Source organism: Tardiphaga sp. OK246, assembly GCF_900188215.1.
In the GTDB taxonomy this organism is placed as follows: Bacteria; Pseudomonadota; Alphaproteobacteria; order Rhizobiales; family Xanthobacteraceae; genus Tardiphaga; species Tardiphaga robiniae.
On record NZ_FZOX01000002.1, the window covers coordinates 96,889 to 120,887 of the forward strand.

The 23,999-nt window shown below is 60.8% G+C and carries 23 protein-coding genes and 1 tRNA gene; 19 read left to right on the forward strand and 5 right to left on the reverse strand.

All coding sequences use genetic code 11. From position 1 onward, the window contains the following. From CHC01_RS07835 to CHC01_RS07855, 5 genes are read left to right on the forward strand one after another with little or no spacing between them, the layout of a single operon-like run. Window positions 1-1,014 carry a branched-chain amino acid ABC transporter permease gene (locus tag CHC01_RS07835; protein ID WP_089263801.1) on the forward strand — a complete coding sequence of 338 codons (1,014 nt, stop codon included), beginning with the start codon at window positions 1-3 and terminating at the stop codon, window positions 1,012-1,014. A 3-nt stretch (window positions 1,015-1,017) separates the two neighbouring features. Continuing rightward, window positions 1,018-1,761, forward strand: coding sequence for an ABC transporter ATP-binding protein (locus tag CHC01_RS07840; RefSeq protein WP_089263802.1), 744 nt, complete (start codon window positions 1,018-1,020; stop codon window positions 1,759-1,761). Next, on the forward strand, window positions 1,761-2,462 hold the full coding sequence (locus CHC01_RS07845) for an ABC transporter ATP-binding protein (RefSeq protein WP_089263803.1): 702 nt from the start codon (window positions 1,761-1,763) through the stop codon (window positions 2,460-2,462). The genes CHC01_RS07840 and CHC01_RS07845 overlap by 1 nt, the downstream gene beginning before the upstream one ends. Further along, the gene (locus tag CHC01_RS07850) at window positions 2,459-3,076 is read left to right on the forward strand and encodes an ATP-binding cassette domain-containing protein (RefSeq protein ID WP_089263804.1); all 618 of its coding nucleotides are present in this window, start codon (window positions 2,459-2,461) and stop codon (window positions 3,074-3,076) included. Before CHC01_RS07845 ends, CHC01_RS07850 begins: the two co-directional genes overlap by 4 nt. Before the next feature lie 54 nt (window positions 3,077-3,130). After that, window positions 3,131-4,573 carry an NAD-dependent succinate-semialdehyde dehydrogenase gene (locus CHC01_RS07855; RefSeq protein WP_089263805.1) on the forward strand — a complete coding sequence of 481 codons (1,443 nt, stop codon included), beginning with the start codon at window positions 3,131-3,133 and terminating at the stop codon, window positions 4,571-4,573. A gap of 986 nt (window positions 4,574-5,559) precedes the next feature. Here CHC01_RS07855 and CHC01_RS07860 read toward each other — a convergent pair. Then, a tRNA-Ser gene (locus CHC01_RS07860) sits at window positions 5,560-5,650 on the reverse strand. Window positions 5,651-6,323: 673 nt separating this feature from the next. Here CHC01_RS07860 and CHC01_RS07865 point away from each other — a divergent pair. Next, complete coding sequence (locus tag CHC01_RS07865; RefSeq protein ID WP_089263806.1) at window positions 6,324-7,850, forward strand: porin; 1,527 nt, start codon at window positions 6,324-6,326, stop codon at window positions 7,848-7,850. A 172-nt stretch (window positions 7,851-8,022) separates the two neighbouring features. On the opposite strand, the gene CHC01_RS07870 is transcribed toward CHC01_RS07865, so the two are convergent. Further along, a complete protein-coding gene (locus CHC01_RS07870; RefSeq protein WP_439079948.1) occupies window positions 8,023-10,182 on the reverse strand; it encodes a lytic transglycosylase domain-containing protein in 2,160 nt (719 codons plus the stop codon). A gap of 336 nt (window positions 10,183-10,518) precedes the next feature. Here CHC01_RS07870 and dapA point away from each other — a divergent pair, with 336 nt between their 5' ends. The 4 genes from dapA to CHC01_RS07890 all read left to right on the forward strand — a co-directional run bounded on the left by dapA (window position 10,519) and on the right by CHC01_RS07890 (window position 13,082). Next, the gene (gene dapA / locus CHC01_RS07875; RefSeq protein ID WP_089263808.1) at window positions 10,519-11,412 is read left to right on the forward strand and encodes a 4-hydroxy-tetrahydrodipicolinate synthase; all 894 of its coding nucleotides are present in this window, start codon (window positions 10,519-10,521) and stop codon (window positions 11,410-11,412) included. A gap of 100 nt (window positions 11,413-11,512) precedes the next feature. Then, window positions 11,513-11,929: a large conductance mechanosensitive channel protein MscL gene (gene mscL, locus CHC01_RS07880; RefSeq protein ID WP_089263809.1), complete on the forward strand. Its 417-nt coding sequence runs from the start codon at window positions 11,513-11,515 to the stop codon at window positions 11,927-11,929. A 65-nt stretch (window positions 11,930-11,994) separates the two neighbouring features. Continuing rightward, window positions 11,995-12,468 carry an SsrA-binding protein SmpB gene (gene smpB / locus CHC01_RS07885; RefSeq protein WP_068732465.1) on the forward strand — a complete coding sequence of 158 codons (474 nt, stop codon included), beginning with the start codon at window positions 11,995-11,997 and terminating at the stop codon, window positions 12,466-12,468. 38 nt (window positions 12,469-12,506) lie between these two features. Continuing rightward, window positions 12,507-13,082 carry a peroxiredoxin gene (locus CHC01_RS07890; RefSeq protein ID WP_089263810.1) on the forward strand — a complete coding sequence of 192 codons (576 nt, stop codon included), beginning with the start codon at window positions 12,507-12,509 and terminating at the stop codon, window positions 13,080-13,082. A gap of 6 nt (window positions 13,083-13,088) precedes the next feature. On the opposite strand, the gene CHC01_RS07895 is transcribed toward CHC01_RS07890, so the two are convergent. Then, the gene (locus CHC01_RS07895; RefSeq protein ID WP_089263811.1) at window positions 13,089-13,973 is read right to left on the reverse strand and encodes an NmrA family NAD(P)-binding protein; all 885 of its coding nucleotides are present in this window, start codon (window positions 13,971-13,973) and stop codon (window positions 13,089-13,091) included. A 110-nt stretch (window positions 13,974-14,083) separates the two neighbouring features. Here CHC01_RS07895 and CHC01_RS07900 point away from each other — a divergent pair, with 110 nt between their 5' ends. Next, window positions 14,084-14,977: a LysR family transcriptional regulator gene (locus CHC01_RS07900; protein WP_089263812.1), complete on the forward strand. Its 894-nt coding sequence runs from the start codon at window positions 14,084-14,086 to the stop codon at window positions 14,975-14,977. 1 nt (window position 14,978) lies between these two features. On the opposite strand, the gene CHC01_RS07905 is transcribed toward CHC01_RS07900, so the two are convergent. Further along, window positions 14,979-15,686, reverse strand: coding sequence for a uracil-DNA glycosylase (locus CHC01_RS07905; RefSeq protein ID WP_089263813.1), 708 nt, complete (start codon window positions 15,684-15,686; stop codon window positions 14,979-14,981). After that, window positions 15,667-16,293: a LabA-like NYN domain-containing protein gene (locus CHC01_RS07910; RefSeq protein ID WP_068732474.1), complete on the reverse strand. Its 627-nt coding sequence runs from the start codon at window positions 16,291-16,293 to the stop codon at window positions 15,667-15,669. Before CHC01_RS07910 ends, CHC01_RS07905 begins: the two co-directional genes overlap by 20 nt. A gap of 369 nt (window positions 16,294-16,662) precedes the next feature. Here CHC01_RS07910 and rpoZ point away from each other — a divergent pair, with 369 nt between their 5' ends. From rpoZ to CHC01_RS07950, 8 genes are all read left to right on the forward strand, one after another. Then, window positions 16,663-17,055: a DNA-directed RNA polymerase subunit omega gene (gene rpoZ, locus CHC01_RS07915; RefSeq protein WP_068732476.1), complete on the forward strand. Its 393-nt coding sequence runs from the start codon at window positions 16,663-16,665 to the stop codon at window positions 17,053-17,055. Between the two features lie 153 nt (window positions 17,056-17,208). Beyond that, window positions 17,209-19,530: a RelA/SpoT family protein gene (locus CHC01_RS07920; RefSeq protein ID WP_089263814.1), complete on the forward strand. Its 2,322-nt coding sequence runs from the start codon at window positions 17,209-17,211 to the stop codon at window positions 19,528-19,530. Between the two features lie 32 nt (window positions 19,531-19,562). Next, on the forward strand, window positions 19,563-20,327 hold the full coding sequence (locus CHC01_RS07925; RefSeq protein WP_089263815.1) for a pyridoxine 5'-phosphate synthase: 765 nt from the start codon (window positions 19,563-19,565) through the stop codon (window positions 20,325-20,327). Further along, window positions 20,324-20,743, forward strand: a complete 420-nt coding sequence (gene acpS, locus CHC01_RS07930) for a holo-ACP synthase (protein WP_089263816.1) — start codon at window positions 20,324-20,326, stop codon at window positions 20,741-20,743. The genes CHC01_RS07925 and acpS overlap by 4 nt, the downstream gene beginning before the upstream one ends. Before the next feature lie 297 nt (window positions 20,744-21,040). Beyond that, complete coding sequence (lepB, locus tag CHC01_RS07935) at window positions 21,041-21,799, forward strand: signal peptidase I (protein ID WP_089264616.1); 759 nt, start codon at window positions 21,041-21,043, stop codon at window positions 21,797-21,799. Continuing rightward, a complete protein-coding gene (gene rnc, locus CHC01_RS07940) occupies window positions 21,796-22,617 on the forward strand; it encodes a ribonuclease III (protein WP_089263817.1) in 822 nt (273 codons plus the stop codon). Before lepB ends, rnc begins: the two co-directional genes overlap by 4 nt. Further along, window positions 22,607-23,560, forward strand: coding sequence for a GTPase Era (gene era / locus CHC01_RS07945; protein WP_089263818.1), 954 nt, complete (start codon window positions 22,607-22,609; stop codon window positions 23,558-23,560). The genes rnc and era overlap by 11 nt, the downstream gene beginning before the upstream one ends. Window positions 23,561-23,593: 33 nt before the next feature. Then, window positions 23,594-23,986, forward strand: coding sequence for a hypothetical protein (locus CHC01_RS07950; protein WP_089263819.1), 393 nt, complete (start codon window positions 23,594-23,596; stop codon window positions 23,984-23,986). The last annotated feature ends 13 nt before the right edge of the window (window positions 23,987-23,999 follow it).

Genomic DNA, 23,999 nt, shown 5'->3' on the forward strand with positions numbered 1-23,999 from the left:
ATGGCAGCAGCCCGTACGGTTCCCAGCTTCACGCCTGCGATGCTCGTTACATGGATCCTGTTTGCAACCGTTCCGTTCTGGATCGAGCGGGTCGGCCTCTATCAATATCTCGGGGTCGAGATCCTGATCTTTGCGCTCTATGCGCTGGCCTACAATCTGGTTCTGGGCCATGCGGGATTGCCGTCGTTCGGGCATGGCGCATTTTTCGGGATCGGTGCCTACGCATTCGGTCTGGCGCAATCAAACATCGCGTCGAACCTGTGGGTCTGTCTTGCGGTTGCTGCATTTGCGGCCGCAATAGCGGGCGCTTTTGTGGCGCTCTTCATCTCGCACAGGCGAGGCATCTATTACGCGTTGATGACCATCGCTTTCGGGCAGATCTTCTGGTTCATCGCGATCAAGGCACACCGGATAACCGGCGGCGAAGATGGCTTGCTCAAGATTGAGAGGCTACCCGCCTCGCTTGGCATCACCACGTTCAACCTTGGCAGCAACATCGCGCTGTACTACTTCGTGCTGGCAGTCTTTGCTGTCGTCTCGTTCCTGCTGTGGCGGCTCGTGCATTCCCCGTTTGGGCGGGTGGTGAAGGCCATAAAGCAGAACGAAACACGTGCTCGTTTCGTCGGCTACGACGTCTGGCGCTACAAGGCGGCGGTCCTGGTTGTATCCACGACCTTATCGGGACTCGCGGGCGGATTATTCGCGATGGCACAGACCTCCGCCTTCCCGGACGTGATGAGTCTGCACTATTCCGGCTACGTCGTCATGATGACATTGGTGGGCGGCGGGCTTGTCTCGTTCTGGGGCCCCGTCATTGGTGCCGTGGCCTTCTTCCTTGCACGCGACGTCATCGGATCATTCACCACCGGATGGATGCTATGGTTCGGCCTGTCGTTTGTTGTCTTGGTGCTTTTCAAGCCGGAGGGGATCGCCGGCATGTTTGCCGGCGTCATGAACGGACGAGACAAAATCGTTCCGCGCCCTGCCGCCGCTCCGCAATCGCAGGCGAGGTGAGCCATGCCCCTGTTTGAAGCCAAAGACCTGCATCTGCGATTCGGCGATCGCGTCGTGCTCGAGAGCGTCTCGCTTGCATTTGAAGCCGGCCAATTGTCCGGCATCATGGGGCCGAACGGCGCCGGCAAGACGACCTGTTTCAATGTGCTGACTGGCCGCTACAAGCCCAATCGCGGGCAGGTATTGTGGCAGGGAGACGATATCACCGGGAAAAGTCCCCAGGATATCGCACGCCTCGGCATCGCACGGTCGTTCCAGCTGATGAACCTGTTCGACGAGTTCACGGTATTCGAGAACATAGCCATTGCGCTTCCGGGCACGCGCCGGCGCGGGCACGACATGATTGCACAGGCCTATGCCGACTCCGCTCTGGTCGACGAAGCGCACAGCATTCTCGAAAAGGTGGGTCTTGCAGGGCGCGCCGACGATGAGGCCAAGTCGCTCTCTTATGGTGCGCGGCGCGCGCTCGAAATCGGCGTTGCGCTGGCCTGTCGTCCCAAGCTGCTTTTTCTCGATGAACCGACTGCGGGTCTCGGCAGCGACGGGCGCGCGCGACTGGCCGATCTCATCCTTCAGCTCAAAGGCGATCTCACCATCGTCATCATCGAACATGACATGGAATTCCTCTTCTCGCTGGCCGATGAGATATCGGTCATTCATTGGGGGCAGGTGATCGCGCGCGGCGCGCCGGCCGCACTCAAGACGAATCCATGGGTCGAGGCTTCCAACCTGGGGCGGCTCAACTGATGCTCGATGTATCCGGTATCGATTCGTTCTACGGTGAGACGCAGGCGCTGTTTTCGGTCTCGTTATCCGTACGCGCAGGCGAGGTGCTTGCTCTGCTCGGCGCCAACGGCGCTGGCAAAACCACGGTGCTTCGCTCCATCCTCGGCCTCACGCGCGCGCGCCGGGGCGACATCCGTTTTCAGGGCAAGTCCATCGCAGCAAGCGCGACGCATCATATCGCCTGCGCCGGAATTGGCTGGGTGCCGGACGACCGTCGCCTCTGTCCGACACTCACCGTGGCGAAAAATCTTTCGTTGGGCGAAAAGCGGACGAGCTTTCGAGGGTGGTCTCTTGGAGAAGTCACCGAGATTTTCACGCCGCTCAAATATCTGATGGCGCGCGAAGCCGAGACGTTGTCCGGCGGGGAGATGCAGATGGTCGCCATTGCCCGCGCCTTGCTCGGTTCACCCGGTCTCGTGCTGTTCGACGAGCCGAGCCAGGGCCTTGCACCGAAAATCGTCGATGACGTGATGGCTGTCATCCGGCGCCTCAGGCAGGCGGGCATTGCCAGTATCGTGGTCGAACAGAATGCCGATGTCGCATTGAGCGTTGCCGATCGGGTCGTCGTGTTGTCGCAGGGGCATATTGCCTGGACGGGGGACGCGGCGGAACTGACTGCAGATGCCGGCCTCAAGCGTAAGCTTCTGGGAGGGCTGTCATGAGCGATACGCCGCTACTCGCGCTGGAAGGCGTGAACAAGATCTATCGCCGCGGCTTGCTCGACCGGGAGCGCGCATTTCAATTGCATGTGGATCGCGCTTTCATGCAGCCCGAGATCGTGGGCGTCATGGGGCCAAACGGCGCCGGCAAGACGACGCTATTCGAGATGATCGCGGGATCGAACGTGCCGTCGGCAGGGCGTGTGATGGTTGCCGGTCAGGACATGCAGAGAGTTCGCTATCTTCAGCGCGATCGTCTCGCGATTCATTACCATCAGTCCTATCAAGTCCGTCAGTTCAGAAAGACGAGGCCGTCCTTCACGATGGAGCAGGCTGCAAGCGCCTATCCGCTCGTTCATCTGTTCGACGAACCGCAGTTCAATACTCAGGATGGCTATATCGGCTTCATGCTGGATTTCTTCCGCAAGCTGCGCAGTGAGAAGCGGCTGGTTTTCATCTGCCTACATCCGACGGCGACGTTTCAACTGACGATCCTCAAGGAGATCTGCGAGCGTTTCCTGTTCGTCAGCGGTGGAGCGGTCACCAACTATGCTCATTATGATGACCTCACGAGCCAGCCTGATGTCCGCCAGTATCTTGGTGTGCTGGCCCCCTGAATAGACTCGCAACTCAATTCACGACAAACCGAAATCTGGAACAGGATTCAGTCCATGCAGCGACAATATCGCGATACGCTCCCGCATTATATCAACGGTGCATGGGTCCAGCCGACTTCGGGCGATTACCAGGACGTGATGAATCCATCCACGAATACGCCCATCGGCAAACTCGGGCATGCGTCAAAGGCCGATCTCGACAAGGCGATCGCGGCTGCTCAATCCGGCTTCAATACCTGGCGACGCGTCTCCGCCTTCGAGCGCAGCAAGATCCTGCGCAAGGCTGCCGATCTGGTGCGCGCGCGGGTCGAGCAGATCGCCACCATTCTCACCTTTGAGCAAGGCAAGCTCCTGGCCGAGGCGAAGCTCGAAGTCATGGGCTCGGCCGACGTCATCGAATGGTTCGCCGAGGAAGGTCGCCGCGCCTATGGCCGCATCATTCCGGCGCGCGCCGACGGCGTCCGCAACATGGTGCTGATGGAGCCTGTCGGTCCGGTGGCGGGCTTCTCGCCCTGGAATTTTCCGGTGTTACAGGCTGCTCGGAAAATCTCCGGTGCGCTTGCCGCCGGTTGCTCGATCATCATCAAATGCCCCGAGGAAACGCCGGGTTCGCCAATCGAGTTCGTAAAATGCTTCGAAGAGGCCGGTGTGCCCGCCGGTGTGATCAATCTGGTTTACGGCGTTCCGGCCGTGATCTCGGAATATCTCATCAGCTCACCGGCGATCCGCAAGATATCGTTCACGGGATCTGTCCCGGTCGGCAAGCATCTGGCCTCGCTTGCCGGACAGCATATGAAGCGCTCGACCATGGAGCTTGGCGGCCACGCGCCCGTGCTAGTTTTTGACGATGTCGAGACCGATGGCATTGCTACACTTCTGGCCGGCATGAAATATCGCAACGCGGGCCAGGTCTGTGTTTCGCCAACGCGGTTCTTTGTTCAGGAGAGGTCCTACGACAAGTTTGTTGCCAAATTCACGGACCTTGCGCGCGGTATCGCAGTCGGAGACGGGTTTGATCCCAACAGCAAAATGGGACCGCTTGCCAATCCGCGGCGGGTCAATGCGATGGAAACCACTCTGCTCGATGCCCAGGAGAAGGGTGCTAAAGTCGAAACGGGTGGCAAGCGCATTGGCAATGCCGGCAACTTCTTCGAGCCGACTGTACTGACGAATGTCCCCACTCATGCGCGAATTATGCACGAGGAGCCATTTGGCCCGATCGCGGTGATGCTACGCTTCAAGGATACCGATGAAGTGCTGGAGCGCGCCAATAGTCTGCCGTTCGGTCTTGCGAGCTATGCCTTTACCAAGGATGCGAAGACTGCAACCAAGGTGTCCGATGGACTTGACCACGGAATGGTGTCTATCAATCATTTTGGTATCGCGCTTCCGGAAACGCCATTTGGTGGCGTAAAAGAGTCAGGTTACGGGCACGAGGGAGGTATTGAGGGGCTTAATGCTTACTTGAGTACAAAATTCGTGAGCCATCTCGGTTGAGTTTCGCAGCTAGTCTCTCATGAAACCGTGGCCGCAATTCTTCGTTCTGGATGCGGGTGTAGGGGAAAGTATCGACGCGTCGACAGTTCCCTTTGTAGATCGCTTTTGACCGCTTATGGCGCAAAGCGGGCATCAACGACAGCGGACGTCGCTGCGAATTTCTTTGACGGGTTAGCTATTCTGATGACCGCCAATCGAGCGCGGTAGCGTTCACATATTTGACTGGCTTCCTGACCACACTCTCCAACTCCAAGGTCACAGCGAGCGTCAGTCCGGAGCGAATTCTCAAGCGCTCATCTCCCGCATAGACTATCGAGCGTTTCGACTAACTCCGGCTTCTCGATTTTGCTCAGATGAAGCATTTGCCAAGCCGGTCCACCAGCGACCGATATCCACAGAGTAGGAACTTCTCTGCTATAGCCGCTGTGCCCGGTCTTCGGAATCTGACCGGTCGCTCGTTTCACCATCTCGGGCACATCAACGATGCCGGATGTTTCCGCGAGTTGCCAGCGGTTGACCGCGCGGGTGATTGCTTTGCGAAGTTCGTCTGGCGTCGCGAAGCCTCCAGTGCATCTTCCCGACGTCCAACCTTGCGCTTCTTTGATCAGTGCAGGTTGCTTTTTTGTCGAGAGTTACATTGGTTTGCACGAAGACGAATAGCGGTTTGTTGTGGCGCCGCGCCTCAGGGGGAGGCATCGCCGTGACGCTCGTTCAACATAAGCACCACGAAGTCGGCATCCCGGACGCCAGCCAGGCAGGCCACTCGGGGCGACTTTGGGGAAGCGGCAAATTGTTCGGCGCGACTGATGGAGTGATCGAGGGGGTCAGAGCGTCCTCAGCAGCGGCTGAAATCTTTGAATCCCGAAATGTCCGAGCTCAAAAAAAAGTTCATGCGATCCTCAGCTCCGAACAAGGGCGGCGGGTTGTGGGTCGACATGTGGGTAGAAGTTGAAACGCCAATGAAAACAATATTGTAGGAAAAAGGATGGCGGAGCCGGAGGGATTCGAACCCTCGATACCCTTGAGAGGTATGCCGCTTTAGCAAAGCGGTGCCTTCAGCCACTCGGCCACAGCTCCATCATTGCTGCATATGCCCGACACCGTCGCGAGCCGCAAGCGCCAGATCGCAGTCTGCAGCGCATGTTCCCAAAAATCGGACGCATCCGATGTGGATGTGTCTTTAATAATCTCCAGATGCCGCGTCCGCCTGTGGTGTATTTGCTGCCGGGAAATGGGTCCCGAGGCTGTTTATCGATTGCCATCCGCCGTTCCGCGCTTGCCGGAATTTATCACTCCGGCAGATGCGAGACGATTCGGCCGAGGGACCAGGAAAGCCAGCCAGATACATCTAATGCGAGTGTGAATGTTTTTCTGCTCGTTACGAGATGGGGCGGTGCCTTGAAATGCGGCGCTGGAAATTCTGATGTTGAAACAATTGCTTGCGAAGAATGCCCATTCACGAGTCCGTGTGATTTAAGCAACACAGCCCGGGAAACGGCCGAATGGAGGCCGCTTTGAGGCGTTCCATTGTTGCGGAGCGAGAAACCTTAGGAGATGGTCTCGGTGCGACGGAGGGGGGCATCCCGAGGTCGTCCCGTAAGGTGGTTCGTCCTGAACCTCGTCGGCACGCCTTGTGCGACGGGTTTTGAGATTCGGAGCGTTTGCGGGTTGTCAGGGATTAAGGGGACTTGTCTTCAGGGTGGCCTCCACCCCGTTGCAGAACCTTCCCTAAAGCAACTTGGAGGTTTACATGAAGACGATTAAGGGCCTTATTCTCGGCTCGACGGCAGCTCTGCTCGCCGTTGGCGGAGCTCAGGCAGCCGATCTTCCCGTCAAGGCCAAAGCGGTCGAATACGTGAAGATCTGCTCCCTCTACGGCGCGGGTTTCTACTACATCCCGGGCACCGACACCTGCATCAAGATCGGCGGCGCGATCCGTTTGGACACCTCGTTCAACGCCGCAGCTTACGACACCCCGTTCTGGCAGGGTGGCGCTGGTGGCAATAATCTTTGGACCAAGGATTATTTCATCACCCGCGAACGTATCAACCTGACCACCGATACCCGCACTGCCACCGAATACGGTGTCCTTCGTACCTACGCGAACATGCAGTTCGACTTCTCGCAGAACCGTGAATCGATCGCTGGCGGCTTCACCGAAGTCGACTACGCCTTCATCCAGTTCGCCGGCTTCACCTTCGGTAAGGCCGTCTCGCAGTTCGACCCGCAGTGGGCCCTCAACAAGCCTTACATTTCGTCGGGCTTCATGGCTGGTTCGAACAACACGACCGGTATCGCGCAGATCGCCTACACCGCTTCGTTCGGTAACGGCGTGTCGGGCACGATCTCGCTCGAAAACGCTTCGGCCTACCGTAACGCCGGCCTCTGGAATACCAATTCCTTCATCACGGGACCGGGCGCGAGCACGTTCACGGGGGCGTTCTACGGCACGACCTCGAACACGTTCCTGGGCAATGCCTACGGCGGCAACCACATTCCTGACGTCGTCGGCAACATCCGCCTCGACCAGGCTTGGGGCACGCTGCACTTCGGCGCTGCGATGCACGCTGCTACCCCGGGCTTCTACGGCACGACCGAAGCTACCGGTCATGCTGACGACAAGTACGGTTTCGCAGTCAACGGAGCGGTTGAATTCAAGAACCTGCCCACCGGCGCAGGCGACACTCTGAAGCTCGAAGCAACCTACGCCAAGGGCGCAGCGAAGTACGCGATCGCTGGCGGCACCACCGACACCTCGGGCGGCGGTCGCTTCGCGAAGGTCGACGGCAACACCATCGGCTTCGGTTATGTTCTGGACGGCGTGTACACCACCGGCGGTCAGATCATCCAGAGCGAAGCCTGGTCGGTCGCTGGCTTCTACGAGCACTACTGGAACCCGGCATGGCGCACGTCGCTGTTCGGCAGCTACAGCAGCATCTCGTATGGTGACGGCAATGCTCTGATGCTCGCCGCATTCCAGGGCCTCACCACGGGTGGCCCGGGCACCAGCAGCTCGACGGCTGCAGCATCTCGCGCTGGTACCTTCGCCGGCACCGGCAACTTCGACTTCGCCGTGGCCCAGATCGGTACCCGTACTGCCTGGACCCCTGTCAAGAACCTGACCCTGTCGGCTGAATTCACCTACAGCCGCCTCGAGCAGAACCTCAACGGCACCTACACCGTGACGAGCATGTCCGGCAAGCCGGCTGGTACGGTCCTGAACACGAGCAACCAGAACCTCTACAACGGTTCGGTTCAGATCCTGCGCTCGTTCTAATATCGACTGCCTCACGGCAATCGCTATCTGAAACAAAGACCCCCGGCAGGAAACTGCCGGGGGTTTTTGCTTGCGTGATCGATCGCTGTGCCAAGGTGTAGGATGGGTTTCGCTCGACGCTTACGCGTCTGCGGTCTACCCATCCGACGTATTCGCACTGTCCTAGTTGATGCTACTCGACGCTGCTGCTGGCACCGCGATGCAGGTCGGCCTCGATCTGCAGCCGCGAGCCACCGCCGAAGCGGGCGCGATAAACCTGCAGATTTTCCATAATGCGCTGGACGTAGTTGCGCGTTTCCGAGAACGGAATCGACTCGACCCAGTCGACCGGATCGACCTTGGGGTCACGTGGATCACCGTAGCGTTCGATCCATTTGCGCACGCTACCGCGGCCCGCGTTGTAACCGGCAAAGGTCATGATGTAGGAACCGCGATAGTCTTCGAGCAGGCCACCGAGTTCGGCGGCGCCCAGCGTCGCATTGTAGACCGAATCGCTCTTGAGGCGTGAGAGGTCATAGGTGCCGCCGTGCCGCTTGGTGACGTATTGCGCCGCGCTCGGCGTCACCTGCATCAGACCATAGGCCTGGGCCGGCGACACGACGGCCGGATTGAAGGCGCTTTCCTGCCGTGCGATCGCATAGACCACGGCAGACTCGACTTCGGGCCCGATCGGGCGGTAGCTCGGAATGCCCGTCGTCGGATAGGCATAGTGATCGAAGGGCAGGCCGCGATTGAGTGCCGCCTTGCCGACCAGCAATGTGCCGCGGGCATCCTTGTTCTGTTGCGCGAGCTCGGCAAGGCCGAGCACGGCTTCCGGATCGCCGTTCTCGCCGACATCGGCGAAGATCGGGATGGCGACTTCGCGCTCGTCCATGGCGTAGAGCAGTTGCACCGCGCGTACGATTTCCAGTCGATCGAGCCCACGCGCGCGGGCGGTCAATGCACCGCTGATGTCGAGCTGCTGCAGGCCAAGCTTCGCGCGGGCGAGCTGGCCGTAATAGCTGGTGGATTGCTCTGCTGCGCGTGTGTAGGCGGCACGCGCTTCCTGGCTGCGGCCTGCGGCTTCCGCAGCACGGCCCTGCCAGTAACCGGCGCGGGCGAGGGCTGTCGGATTGACGCTGCCGACGCCGATACGTGCGAAGTGCTGAGCGGCAGTCGCGGGATCTTTCAGGAAGCGCAGCGCGATCCAGCCGGCGGTGAACTCCTGCTCGGTCTTGTAGATGTCGCGCGCCGGCAGGGCAGCATCGCGTGCTACGAGATAGGCCGAGCGATGTTCGCCGACGTCGAGTAACTTGCGCGCCGTGAGACGTCGCTCGATCCACCATTCGTCGAGATTGTGCAGGCGCTGCGGTTCGCGCGGCGCTGCAATCATCAGCCGCGCTGCTTCGCCGAATTTCTCCTCGCGGCGCAGCTGCTGAATGTGGCTGAAGATGTAGCCGGGGTCGCTATGCAGCTCGGACGGTACTGCAGCGAGCAGCGCGTTGGCGTTCGATGCCTTCTTGGTGACGCCGATGCGCGCCCGCGCGAGCGCCATCTGCGCGCCGCCGAGGCGCTTGGCAGAGCGCAGCGCGGCATCTGAATCGCTGCCATAGAGCAGCATGTCCATGCGCGCCTTGTGATCGCCGGGTGTGATCAGCGGACCGAACATGTCGATGGCCATGTTCTCGGTATCGCCCGATAACGGATCGCTGCGCCATGCATCACGGATCAGCCGCTCCGCGCCGGCGCGGTCGCCGCGCGCGAGGAGCGACTTGGCCAGAGCGAATTTGCCCTTGGCGGAAATCGGCTTCTCGCTCTCGAAATAGGACTGGATCGCGGAGTCGTCGCGCTTGTCGTCCCACAGCGCCGCTTCGATGCGGCGTCGCAGGAAGGTCTGCGATGGCCAGCTCGGATTGGCGGCGACGAAAGCGCGGTAGCGCTCGACCGAAGCGCCATTGTCATCGCTGCGCAGATAGATCCATTCGCCGAGCTTGCGCGCAACTGGATCGCCAATCGTTTGCACGACCTGCGCGGCTTCCGACCCCTTGCGCTTGCGGATCAGCTCGATGACGTTTTCAAGCGTTTCGGCATCCGCCTGTGGGGTGGATGTTGTTGCCGCCACCGCGGCGCGGGCGATCGGCTTCTTGGCAGCAGGTGGAATTGCCGCATGCTGGCGTGTGGCGGGCTGGATTACGGGAGCCGGGCTCGCAGCATCCGGCGCGAGCGGCTTCGCCGGGGTCGCCACGGCCGTGGGGGCCTGTGCGGCACTGCGCGCAATGGGGCGCGCTTTCGGCAATGGAACCTTGGTGGCCGCCCAGGCCTCGACGGCCAGCACCGATACTCCGACCGCCAGCGCCAGACCGGAGCCCAAGGCTGTCCGTTGCAAGGCCGTCCGCCGCGCAGTCGAGGTGAGGAGCAGGTGCTTCACGGCGTTCCCTCGCGGCGAATCAGACAATCGCACGCATTCCCATGATGTATTTGATTGAAACGGTGACCAAATCGTCAATTTCTGTAACCGCTTGCTCCTCTCTGCCCGGCCACGGCGGCGAAATCACGGCCAAACAGCCGGTAAACCGCGCTGAAACCGCTTCGGGCGGTCTTTCGCCGCAGCCGCAGACTCGATAAGACTTGCTGTTCAATCAATCGGTTCAAGCAGACGGCTAAAGCCGCATCGCGTTCGGAGCAGACCATGGCAGCCACCAAGACGAATTTCCGGGGGTCTTACACCGCGCTGGTCACGCCGTTCAAAGATGGCGCGCTGGACGAGGCAGGCTTTCGTGCGCTCGTCAGCTGGCAGATGGCCGAGGGCAGCAACGGCCTCGTTCCGGTTGGCACCACGGGCGAGAGCCCGACGCTGAGCCATGAAGAGCATTACAAGGTCGTCGAATGGTGCATCGACGAAGCCAAGGGCCGCGTGCCGGTGATCGCTGGCGCCGGGTCCAACTCCACCAAGGAAGCGGTGGCACTGGCGAAGCACGCCGAGAAGGCCGGTGCGGATGCGGTGCTGGTGGTGACACCGTATTACAACAAGCCCACGCAAGAGGGCATGTATCAGCACTTCAAGGCGGTGAACGATGCGATCGGCATTCCGATCATCATCTACAATATTCCGCCGCGGTCGGTGGTCGATATGTCCGTCGACACCATGGCGCGCCTGTATGAGCTGAAGAACATCGCCGGCGTGAAGGATGCCACTGCCGATCTCGCGCGCGTGTCCAAGCAGCGTCACGCGATGGGACCGGATTTCATCCAGATGTCCGGCGAAGACATGACTGCGCTGGCCTATATGGCGGCGGGCGGCCATGGTTGCATTTCGGTGACGGCGAATGTTGCGCCGAAGCTGTGTGCCGAACTGATGTCGCTGGTGCTCAAGGGCGACTATGCCGGGGCGCTCAAGATCCAGGATCGCCTGACGCCGCTGCATGACACTATCTTCAAGGAGCCCGGCCTCGCCGGCGCCAAGCACGGTCTCGCACTGCTGGGCCGCATCAAGGAAGAAGTACGTCTGCCGCTGATGACTGTGACGCCGCCCACCGGCAAGGTGATCCGTGACGCCATGGTCTTCGCGGGCCTCATCAACTAGATATCTGCATCAATCAGATGTTGAGTGACTTTGGCTGCGTCATCTCTCCTTATTTGTAAGCGCGTACGCGTCGTTCGTTGAAAACAAAGAGGAATTGCAGATGCTGAAGGAATTTCGCGATTTCGCGATGAAGGGCAATGTGGTCGATCTCGCCGTCGGCGTGATCATCGGCGCGGCCTTCGGTGCCATCGTCTCGTCGATGGTGGCCGACGTCATCATGCCGATCATCGGCGCGATCACCGGCGGTCTCGATTTCTCGAATTACTTCACGGGTCTCTCGAAATCCGTTACGGCAACCAATCTGGCCGACGCCAAGAAGCAGGGCGCCGTGCTGGCCTGGGGCAGCTTCCTGACCCTGACGCTGAACTTCATCATTGTCGCCTTTGTCCTGTTCTTGGTGATCCGCTTCATGAACCAGCTTAAGCGCAACGATGCCGCCAAGCCGGTTGAACCGCCGAAGCCGACCCGTGAAGAAGAACTGCTGACCGAGATCCGCGACCTGCTCAAGAAGGCCTGAGCCCAAGGCTTGGGTCGGGCATTCGGGGCACCTATATTCGGTCAGCACGCTGAAAGTATTGAACGATGGCCGAAAAGAACGAACGCCCGATCAAGGTGATCGCCGAGAACCGCAAGGCGCGGTTCAACTATGCCGTCGAGGATACGGTCGAGGCAGGCATCGCCTTGACCGGGACCGAGGTAAAGTCGATCCGCAACGGCAAGAGCACCATTGCGGAATCCTATGCCGATCCCAAGGACGGCGAGATCTGGCTGATCAACTGCAATATCCCTGAATATCTGCAGGCCAACCGCTTTAACCATGAGCCGAAGCGGCCGCGCAAGCTGCTGCTGCATCGCAAGCAGATCAACAAGCTGATGGGTGCGGTAGAACGCCAGGGCATGACCCTTGTGCCGTTGAAGATGTACTTCAACGAACGCGGCCGGGTTAAGCTGCAGCTCGCGCTGGCAAAGGGCAAGCAGCTCCACGACAAGCGTGCGAGCGAGAAGGACCGCGACTGGGGCCGCGAGAAGGGCCGTCTGTTGCGCGCGCGGGGATAAGGCTGGGCGTCGCCCATTCTTTCAAACAAGAGGATGAGATGACGCAAGGCAACCTGCTCGAAGTCGACTGGAGCAAGATTCCGGCACCGGAAGACGACGGCGCCGCCAATCATCTGACCGGCATGACGATCCCTCCGGTCAGCCTGCGCGCCACGAACGATACGGCGGTCACGCTGTCCGAACTCGCCGGCCGCACCGTGGTGTTCGGCTATCCGCGTACAGGCGAGCCCGGTAAAATTGGGCTGGTCGATGACTGGGACATGATTCCGGGCGCGCGTGGCTGCACGCCGCAAACCTGCTCGTTCCGGGATCTGTTCGCGGAGCTGAAGGCCGCTGGTGCCAAGCATGTGTTTGGCCTGTCGACGCAGAGCAACGCATATCAGACTGAAATGGCCGGGCGGCTGCATCTGCCGTTTCCGGTGTTGTCCGACGAGCAACTTGAGCTGAGCGACGCACTCAGTCTGCCGACCATGGAGGTCGCCGATCTCACGATGATCAAGCGCATGGCGATGATCATCGATGACGGCAAGATTACCCATGTGTTCTATCCGGTGTTTCCGCCGGACCGGAACGCAGGCGATGTTCTGGAATGGCTGAAGGCGAACCCGGTCTAGCCCAGGCTAGGACGAGCCTGCTTTGACGGGTGTCTCGACAACGAGCGCTTTGATCGCTTGATCGATTGTGATCGTGCCCTTGCGCGATTCCGCCTCGCGTTTGGGGAAGTCGATCCAGCCTTCGTTGAAGCCATCGAGCATCTGCATTCGCGGTGTCGGATTCGTCATGCCTTGCTCGCGAAATAGTCTGTCCCAGCCATCGCGCGCAACGATGCGAGTTTTGACGGGACCGCCGAGCGCGTTCGTGAACGCCTTGGCGATATCGTTCGGCGACACGCGGCGGGGACCTTCGAGCTCGATCACGCGATGACCCGTCCAGCTTTCGAGCAAGAGCTCTGCTGCTGCGCGGCCGACGTCTTCCGCGGAGACCATCGGGAAGGTTTTATCCAGCGGCTGGAGATAGCTCGAAATGACGCCATCCGTGCGTGCAGGTGTAACGTCCCACGCCGCGTTCTCCATGAACCATGCCGCGCGCAGGAAGGTCACGGGCATCGGCAAGTCGGCGAGTGCGTGTTCCAGTAGTCCGAGCTGGTTGAGCAGGTTCGGCTGCGGCGCATCCGCTCCAATAGTTGAAAGCACAACCAGTTTCGGCGGCTGCGCCACGCGGAGTGCGGTGTGGAGGGCTTCGATCATCGCGCGGCCCTCGGTAAAACCGGGGCTCGGGTCAAATGTCGGCGGCAGCATCGCGAACGCGCCGTCGACGTTCGAGAGAGCTTTTGTTAGCGCCGAGGCATCGCGGGTGTCGGCGAGGGCGATATCCGCGCCGCGTGCTGCCCATGTCTTGCTTTTGCTGAGATCTCGAACGACGACGCGGATGGATTGATCGGCGGCAAGCAGCGTGCGGGCGACTGCGCCGCCGACTTTGCCGGTGGCTCCTGTGATGGCGAACATGGTGGCTCTCCGAATGGGTGGGAATGCCGGTGTTGTCCCATTTTTCGATATTTGACTGAAACGAGAACACGTCACATCATTGCTGACAAAACATCAGGAATGGCGTTGCGATGGACGGGCGACTTTTGACCGGCGTGACCGTGCTGGATGCTGTGATCGCAGGTGGAGGTTTCTCGCGGGCGGCAGAGGCGCTGGGTATGTCGGCATCCGGCGTCAGTCACGCGATCGCGCGGCTGGAGGCCCGGCTCGGCGTAAGGTTGCTGGACCGCACGACGCGTTCGATTGCGCTCACCGATGAGGGGCGCAGGTTTTACGAGCGGGTGCGGCCGTCGCTGGAGGAGATCGAGGAGGCGGCAGTCGATGCCTCCGGCGCTTCGGCTCGGGTGCGAGGTCGGCTCCGGGTCAATATCGATCCATTCTTCTCACGCCTGGTGCTGGCCGGTCATCTCGGTGGTTTTCTCGCGACATATCCTGAATTGGCACTGGAGACGATCACCCGCGAACACGTCGGCGATCTGGTGGCGGATGGTGTTGATGTGGCCGTGCGGTTCGGCGAGCCACTTGGCGCATCCCTTATCTCGCGCAAGCTTGCGGATATTCAGGTGCTGACCGTTGCGTCACCGCGCTATCTGAAACGCCATGGCCGACCGCAGGCGCCGCTGGATTTGTTGAAGCACCAGTGCATCGATTTCCGCGATCCGCAGACCGGTCGCCCCTACGACTGGGAGTTTCATCGCAAGGGCAAGGTCCTTCCTGTCAGGATCTCAAGCCGGCTGGTGTTGAGCGATGCGGGGACCATGCTGACCGAGTGCCTGGCGGGGACCGGGATTTGCCAGGTGCTTGCCATTGCCGTGAAGGACCAGCTCGCGAAAGGCAGCCTGGTCAATCTGTTTCCGGATTGGGCCGACGAGACCTTTCCGCTCTACGTGCTATATCCTTCGCGGCATCATCCGCCGGCGAAGGTGCGCGCCTTCATCGACTTTGTGTCGCGAACGGTTCGCTGACTTACTGCGCCAGATCCGCCTTCACCCGCGCAAACACCGCACGGAACATCTCGGGCGTCAGCACGCGCGTATTCGTGTTGTAGCGCGAGCAGTGATAGCTGTCGTAGAGCTTGAAGCGGCCGACATCGTGAACCGTGCCGTGCGCAAAAGGCGCTGTCACGGCGCGAATGCCGAGCGTCCTCAGCATCGTGTCATGGGCGACGCGGCCCAGCAGCACGATAGCGCGCAATCGCGGCATGGTGTCCATCGTGGCGATCAGAAACGGCCGGCAGGTCGTGATCTCGACGGGCAGTGGCTTGTTCTGGGGTGGCACGCAGCGCACGGCATTGGTGATCCGGCAATCCTGCAGCATTAACCCGTCATCAGGGCGTGCTTCATAGGTGCCGGAGGCAAAGCCGAAATCGAGCAAGGTCTCGTAGAGCAGATCGCCGGCATAGTCGCCGGTAAAGGGACGCCCGGTACGATTGGCGCCCTGCACGCCGGGGGCGAGGCCCACGATCAGGAGGGCAGCATCGGACATGCCGAACGACGGCACGGGTCCGTTGTAGCCGTCGGGGTCGCGCTCGCGCACCTCCAGCCGGTACTCGACGAGGCGGGGGCACAGGGGACAATCGCGCCCGGGATCGGTGGAAGTGCCAGCGGAAATCGCGGTTGCGACCACCGCCGGCTGTTGTCTGCTGAGTTGCGTCTTAGTCTTCGAAATCTTCATCGCCTCGTGGCGCCATCGTGGTCGCGCGCTGCAGGAATTGCGGCGTCTGGTGACGCGGTTCGCGCGGAGCAGGGCGCTCTGCCGGATCGCGGCCGAGCTTGCTCTGCAGCTCCATGAGATCGGTAAACACGTCTGCCTGCCGGCGCAACTCGTCGGCGATCATGGGGGGCTGGCTTGAGATGGTGGACACCACGGTGACGCGGACACCGCGACGCTGCACGGCTTCGACCAGGGAGCGGAAGTCGCCATCGCCCGAGAACAGCACGATCTGGTCGACATGTTCGGCCAGTTCCATGGCATCGACGGCGAGCTCGATGTCCATATTCCCTTTCACCTTGCGTCGGCCGGACGCATCGATGAATTCCTTGGTGGCCTTGGTTACCACCGTATACCCGTTGTAATCGAGCCAATCGATCAGCGGGCGAATCGACGAGTATTCCTGATCCTCGATAATGGCGGTGTAATAGAAGGCCCGGACGAGGGTCCCGCGGCTCTGAAATTCCTTGAGGAGGCGCTTGTAGTCGATGTCGAAGCCGAGGGTCTTGGCGGTGGCGTACAGGTTGGCGCCGTCGATGAAGAGTGCGATCTTGTTAGATGTGAGGGACATCAAGTTTTCTCATGTGGTTTGTTGTTGTTAGCGTTTTTGGCGCGACTTCGTCGTTGCGCATTTGAATCACATTTGTCGTCCGCTCTTCGTCGGATCGGCCTTATTGACGCCACGCAATCAGCTGGTCTGGAACTGCCCGAATATGCCGATCCATCTGCCCTTGCAATGAAGCCTTTTGGTGTCGAGATATCCGCTTCTGGCCAGATGGTGCCACCGCTTCTGCGGCTTTTTCGAGGGTACCATAGTGCGGCAGAAAACCAAGCCAAGAAGGGCGCAATTCCAAATTGGTCCTTGCGAATGCCGCAAAGCCCCTATACCTACGGGACTTAATCATCATATTCGGTCCCACAACAAACGGAGCGACATTTTATGGCGCGCGTAACCGTCGAAGATTGCATCGATAAGGTCGACAACCGGTTCGACCTGGTGTTGCTGGCAGCACACCGGGCACGAATGATCTCGTCCGGTTCACAACTTACGATTGATCGCGACAACGACAAGAATCCCGTTGTTTCGCTGCGCGAAATCGCTGATCAGACCATTTCCCCGGAAGATCTCCGTGAGGAGCTGGTCCATTCGCTGCAGAAGTTCGTGGAAGTGGACGAGCCAGAGCCGGATACGATTCCGCTGATCGGCTCCGCCGGCGCCAGCGTCGATGCCGACGATACCGAAGTAGCTGTCGAGCGCATGACCGAAGAAGAGCTCCTCAAGGGCCTCGAAGGCCTCGCTCCGCCGGAAGAGCAGCCCGAAGAAGACGAGTAAAGCGATACACACGGTTTTTTGCTTAACCGTTTTGATTATCAGTCATCACAAAGGCCCGGACATGCGTCCGGGCCTTTGCTTTTGCAGTCCGTTTCGGGGCAAACTTGAGATGAAGAATCCAGGTCGCTGCTGACCGGATCGAACGAGGCTAGGATGGCGACTTCGCGCCGTAATAAACGGCAGATGCAGGCTGCGAACGACACGGTCGCCGCGGTCTCGCCAGTTTTGCCTGAAGCGCTGTCTGCAGAGACGCCAATTCCGGCCAAGGTGCCGCGGACGTCCCGTGTCCGGATGATGCGGCAATACGATCTGGTGGACCGCGTCCGGGCCTACAACCCGAACACCGATGAGGATCTGCTCAACCGCGCCTATGTCTATGCCATGGTCGCTCATGGCGAGCAGACGCGGGCCTCGGGCGACCCGTATTTCTCCCACCCGCTGGAAGTGGCGGCGATCCTCACCGACCTCAAGCTCGACGACGCCACCATCGTGGCGGCGCTGTTGCACGACACGATCGAGGACACCGAGGCCACCCGGACCGAAATCGACAAGCTGTTCGGCGCCGAAATCGGCGCGTTGGTCGAGGGCCTGACCAAGCTGAAGCGGCTCGAACTGGTGTCGCGCGAAGCCAAACAGGCCGAGAACCTGCGCAAGCTGCTGCTGGCGATCGCCGACGACGTCCGGGTCCTGCTGATCAAGCTCGCCGACCGTCTGCACAATATGCGGACGATGGAGTTCATGCCGCCGGCCTCGCGCCGTCGCATCGCCGAGGAGACCCTCGACATCTATGCGCCGCTCGCCGGACGCATGGGTATGCAGGCGATGCGCGAGGAGCTTGAGGAACTGTCGTTCAAGGTGCTCGATCCCGACGCCTATCTGGTGGTGATGCAGCGCCTGGACTCACTGACCGAACGCAATCGCAACCTCATCGACATGATCGAGAGTCATCTCTCCACGAAGCTGGAGAAGAACGGCATCACGGCGCGGGTCACCGGCCGACGCAAGAAGCCGTTTTCGATCTGGACCAAGATGAAGCGCAAGTCGGTCGGCTTCGAGCAGCTGTCGGACATTTACGGCTTCCGCGTCGTGCTGCAGGACATGGAGGCGTGCTACCGCGCACTCGGCGTGGTGCACACGACCTGGCCCGTGGTGCCGGGCCGCTTCAAGGATTACATCTCGACGCCGAAGCAGAACGATTATCGCTCGATCCACACCACGGTGATCGGCCCCGGCAACCAGCGCGTCGAACTGCAAATCCGCACCGAGGACATGAACAGCATCGCCGAATACGGCATCGCGGCGCATGCGTTCTACAAGGATGGCATCGGTTCGCCGACCGAAATGCTCAAGCGCGAATCCAACGCGTTCTCGTGGTTGCGCCATACCATCGGCATTCTCTCGGAGAGCACCAATCCGGAAGAATTCCTGGAGCATACCAAGCTCGAACTGTTCCACGACCAGGTGTTCTGCTTCACGCCGAAGGGCAAGCTGATCGCGCTGCCGCGCAATGCCAATGTGGTCGATTTCGCCTATGCCGTGCATACCGACGTCGGCAACAGTGCGGTGGGTTGCAAGATCAACGGCAAATTCGCGCCGCTGTCGTCCGAGCTGCAAAATGGCGACGAAGTCGAAGTGCTGACTTCGGCCGCACAGCAGGCGCCGCCATCCGCATGGGAAGGCCTGGCGGTCACTGGCAAAGCGCGCGCCGCCATTCGCCGTGCGACGCGAACAGCGGTCCGTGATCAATATGCCAGCCTTGGCCGCCGGATCGTCGAGCGCCTGTTCGTGCGCGCCAAGATGGAATATTCGGACGACCAGTTGAAGGGCGCGCTGCCGCGTCTGGCGCGCACGTCCATCGACGATGTGATGGCCTCGGTCGGCCGCGGCGAATTGCGCGCCGCGGACGTCGCGCGTGCGATGTATCCCGACTACAAGGAAGAGCGCATCGGCCGCTTTTCGGCCAACAACAAGAAGTCGACGGCGGACAAGGTCAGAACGCCGGATGGCGCGGCACGCTTCACCTCGATCATCTCGATCGGTGGCGTCGATTCCGATCTGCCAATTAAATTCGCTCCGAACGGTGGCGCCGTGCCGGGCGACCGCATCGTCGGCATCGTTACGCCGGGCGAGGGCATCACGATCTATCCGATCCAGTCACCGGCGCTGAAGGATTTTGAGGAAGAGCCGGAGCGCTGGGTCGACGTGCGCTGGGATATCGATGAATCCTCGCCGCAGCGTTTTCCGGCGCGGCTGTTCCTGCAGAATGTCAACGAGCCCGGCAGTTTGGCGCAGATCGCTCAGGTGATCGCCGACCATGACGGCAATATCGACAATATCAGCATGCATCGACGCTCGCCCGATTTCACCGAACAGACCATCGATCTCGGTGTCTACGACCTCAAACATCTCAGCGCGATCATCAATCAGTTGCGCGCCAAGGCCGTTGTCGCCAAGGTCGAACGGGTCAATGGGTAGCGTCTTCCCTTAAGGTTTTCCGGAATTCCGTCATGTCCTCATCCTCGCTGCGCCTCGGCGTCAACATCGATCACGTCGCGACCCTGCGCAACGCGCGGGGCGGCAAGCACCCGGATCCCGTTCGTGCTGCGCTGGAAGCCATTTCGGCCGGTGCCGACGGCATCACCGCGCATCTGCGGGAGGATCGTCGCCACATCCGTGACGCCGATATGGAACGACTGAAGGCGGAGATCTCCAAGCCGCTGAATTTCGAAATGGCGGCGACGCCTGACATGGTGCGGATCGCGCTGGCGGTGAAGCCTCATGCCGTCTGTCTGGTGCCGGAGCGGCGCGAAGAATTGACGACCGAGGGCGGCCTCGACGTGGTCGGCCAGCGTGAATCGCTGGAGCCGTCGATCGCGCGCTTCACTGAAGCCGGCATACGGGTGTCGCTGTTCATAGCGGCAGATCCCAAGCAGATCGAAATGGCCGCTAAACTAAAGGCCCCCGTGATCGAACTCCACACGGGCGCCTGGTGCGACGCGATCACCGATGGCGATACCGCGAAGGCCGCTCATGAATGGCAGCGCATTGCCGCCGGCGCGAGGCTGGCGAAATCCGCAGGCCTGGAAGTACATGCCGGCCATGGTCTCGACTATGCCACCGCCGAGACGATCTCGGCGCTGCCCGAAATCATGGAGCTGAACATCGGCTACTATATGATTGGCGAGGCACTGTTCATCGGTCTGTCCGATACGGTGCGTCTGATGCGCGCGGCGATGGATCGCGGGCGGATGCAGTCCAAGGGCGCCTCATGATCATCGGCATCGGTTCCGATCTGATCGACATTACGCGCGTCGCCAAGGTGATCGAACGCCACGGCGATCGCTTCCTCGATCGCATCTTCACCGAGGCTGAGCGGGCGAGGGCGCAGCGCCGCGCGAAGAGCGAGAGGATGGTGGTGGCGACATATGCCAAGCGTTTCGCTGCCAAGGAGGCCATGTCCAAGGCGCTGGGCACCGGCATCCGTCAGGGCGTCTGGTGGCGGGATATGGGCGTCGTCAATCTGCCCGGTGGCAAACCCTCGATGAAGCTCACCGGCGGTGCGCTGGCCCGGCTGCAGGCCCTGATACCGCCCGGCCACGAGGCCCAGATCGATCTGTCGATCACGGACGATTGGCCCCTGGCGCAGGCTTTCGTCATAATTTCGGCCGTCCCTTCGCCCAAGTCTTGAGCCAAGTCCTGATGGCGAGCCGAGAGGCGCGCCGGAAGCGGCGAGACGACCGACCGGCACGTCAAACTGGCGGGAAATAGCGGCTTTTCGGGGCGGTTCATTGCACCGTTACCAACAACCGTTTAAACCTGCGAGGACACCGAACCGACGCCAATTCTCGCTGACGCCGCTCATGGCATTTGCAGGACTTTGCCGTAATTATATGAATCTAATGCATTTTTCGTGCGAGGCGCGACGCTGCCTTGCCCCAAAATGCGCTACCAGCCGCGCGGCGACGCTGCGGGAATCGGGAAAGCGATGAGTGTGACATCCGGGACCAAGACTGAAAGCGGCGTCGGCGAGACCATCCGTGTTGTCATCAACGCACTGCTGATCGCGCTGGTGATCCGGACCTTCCTGTTCCAGCCCTTCAATATCCCGTCGGGCTCGATGAAGGCCACGCTTCTGGTCGGCGATTACCTGTTCGTCTCGAAATATTCCTACGGCTACAGCCACTATTCGATCCCGCTGTCGCCGAATATCTTCTCCGGCCGCGTCTTCGGTTCCGAGCCGTCGCGCGGTGACGTCGTGGTGTTCCGTCTGCCGAAGGACGACTCCACCGACTACATCAAGCGCGTGATCGGTCTGCCCGGTGACCGCGTCCAGATGAAAGAGGGGCTGCTCTACATCAACGAGAAGCCCGTGCAGCGCGAGCGTATGAGCGACTTCGTCGGCGAAGATCCGTGCGGTTCCGACGCAACGGCGCGCGTCAAGCGCTGGAAGGAAACGCTGCCCAATAACGTCACCTATGAGACGCTCGATTGCGTCGACAACGGTTTCTACGACAACACCAATGTCTACACCGTGCCGCCTGGCAATTTCTTCATGATGGGCGACAACCGCGACAATTCGACGGACAGCCGGGTGCTGTCGGCCGTCGGCTATGTGCCGTTCGAGAATCTCGTCGGTCGCGCGCAGATGATCTTCTTCTCGATCGCCGAAGGCGAACATGCTTGGCAGATCTGGCGCTGGCCGACCGCCGTACGCTGGAATCGAATTTTCTCTATCGTGCGATGACCGACGACTCCAACAATCCCATCGAGACCGCGCCGAAGACCGACGAAGTTAGCTCGACGACCGAGGCTACGCCGGAGACGGCTGCTGCCCGGAAGAAGAAGGCACGCGCAGCGGCGAAGGTCGCCGCAGCCGAGATCGAAACGCGGATCGGCCACAGCTTCAAGGATCCTCTGCTGCTGGCGACAGCCTTCACCCATGTGTCGGCCCTGAAGTCGCAGCGCAGCCGGACCGAGAGCTACCAGCGTCTCGAATTTCTCGGCGACCACGTACTTGGCCTCGTGGTCTCCGACATGTTGTTTCGCGCTTTCCCGAATGCGGATGAAGGCGAGTTGTCGAAGCGGCTCGCCGACCTCGTCCGCAAGGAAGCATGCGCCGACGTCGCGCGGCTGTTGGGTCTCCTCGAGGGTATCAAGCTCGGCACGGTCGGCGCCGGCGCCGGTCAGCGGTTGCGGAAGTCGGTCCTCGGCGATATCTGCGAAGCTGTGATCGGCGCGATCTTCCTCGACGGGGGCTATCCGGCTGCGGAAAGCTTCGTGCAGCGCAACTGGACCGAGCGCATGCGCAAGCCAGTGCGCCCGCTGCGCGATCCGAAGACGGTGTTGCAGGAATGGGCCCAGGGCCGCGGTCTGCCGACACCGGCCTATCGGGAGGTCGAACGATCCGGTCCGCATCACGATCCGCATTTCAAGATCGAGGTGGACGTGAAGGGTTTTGCACCGGCCGAAGGCGAGGGCGGCAGCAAGCGCGCCGCCGAGAAGGCCGCGGCGCAGGCAATGATTGCGCGTGAAGGCGTCAGCAGTGGCGGCAATGAAGGATGATGTCGTGAACGATGCTGAACCAGATCATGAGTCCGAAGGGACACCCGTTGAAACCCGCTGCGGCTTTGTCGCTCTGATCGGTGCGCCCAATGTCGGCAAGTCGACGCTGGTCAATGCGCTGGTCGGCTCCAAAGTCACCATCGTCTCGCGCAAGGTGCAGACCACCCGCGCACTGATCCGCGGCATCGTGATCGAGAACCACGCCCAGATCATTCTGGTCGATACGCCCGGCATCTTCCTGCCGAAGCGGCGCCTCGACCGGGCGATGGTCAAGACGGCATGGAGCGGTGCGCATGATGCCGACGTCGTTTGCGTGCTGCTCGATGCCAAGGCGGGCATCAACGAAGAGGCCGAGGCGATCTTCGCGCAGCTTGCGAGCGTCAATCACCCGAAGATCCTCGTGATCAACAAGGTCGATATCGTCTCCAAGGAAAAGCTGCTGAAGCTGGCGCAGATGGCCAATGAGCGGCTGAAGTTCGAAGAGACCTTCATGATCTCGGCGATGACCGGTGACGGTGTCGACGACCTGCGCCGCAGGCTCGCGGCTGATGTTCCCGCCGGCCCGTATCATTATCCCGAAGACCAGATGTCGGACGCGCCGATGCGGCATCTCGCGGCGGAAATCACCCGCGAGAAGATCTTTCGTCAGTTGCATCAGGAATTGCCGTACCAGTCGACGGTGGAGACCGATAGCTGGACCGAGCGCAAGGACAAGTCGGTGCGGATCGAGCAGACGATTTTCGTCGAGCGCGAAAGCCAGCGGAAGATCGTGCTCGGCAAGGGCGGCGCGACGATCAAGCAGATCGGTGCGGACTCGCGCAGGGAGCTGACCGAGATCGTGGGCGCGCCCGTGCATCTGTTCCTGTTCGTGAAGGTGCGCGAGAACTGGGGCGACGATCCCAATCGTTATCGCGAAATGGGCCTCGAATTTCCTCACGAGTGATCGAGGAGCGATGATGGAAGTGCAGCCGACAAGATGACCGCTCCCGCCAACCTTCCGAAGAACGTCTTCTATTTCGAAGTGCTGCTCTACATGTCGCTGATCCTCGACGCGCTGTCGATCGCGTTCCAGGACCGCACGCCTGACCTTGCGATGTCCGAGAGCACCATCATGGCGGCGAATCTGGTCGCCGCCTGCATGCTGTTGTTCTTCGTCTGGCTCGTGTGGCTCGCCGCCTATCGCCGCAAAGGCTGGCCGCGCTGGGTGCTGGTGGTGTCGCTGGCCTTCTCGGTATTGTCGCTGTTTCAGGTGCTTGGCCTGTACGGACTGCAGTTCGACAGTGCGATCGAGATCGTGTCATGCATCCTGACCGGGCTCGGGCTGTATTGCGCTTTCACTGGCGACGCGAAAACCTGGTTCAAGGCCTGATCGCATTTACTGC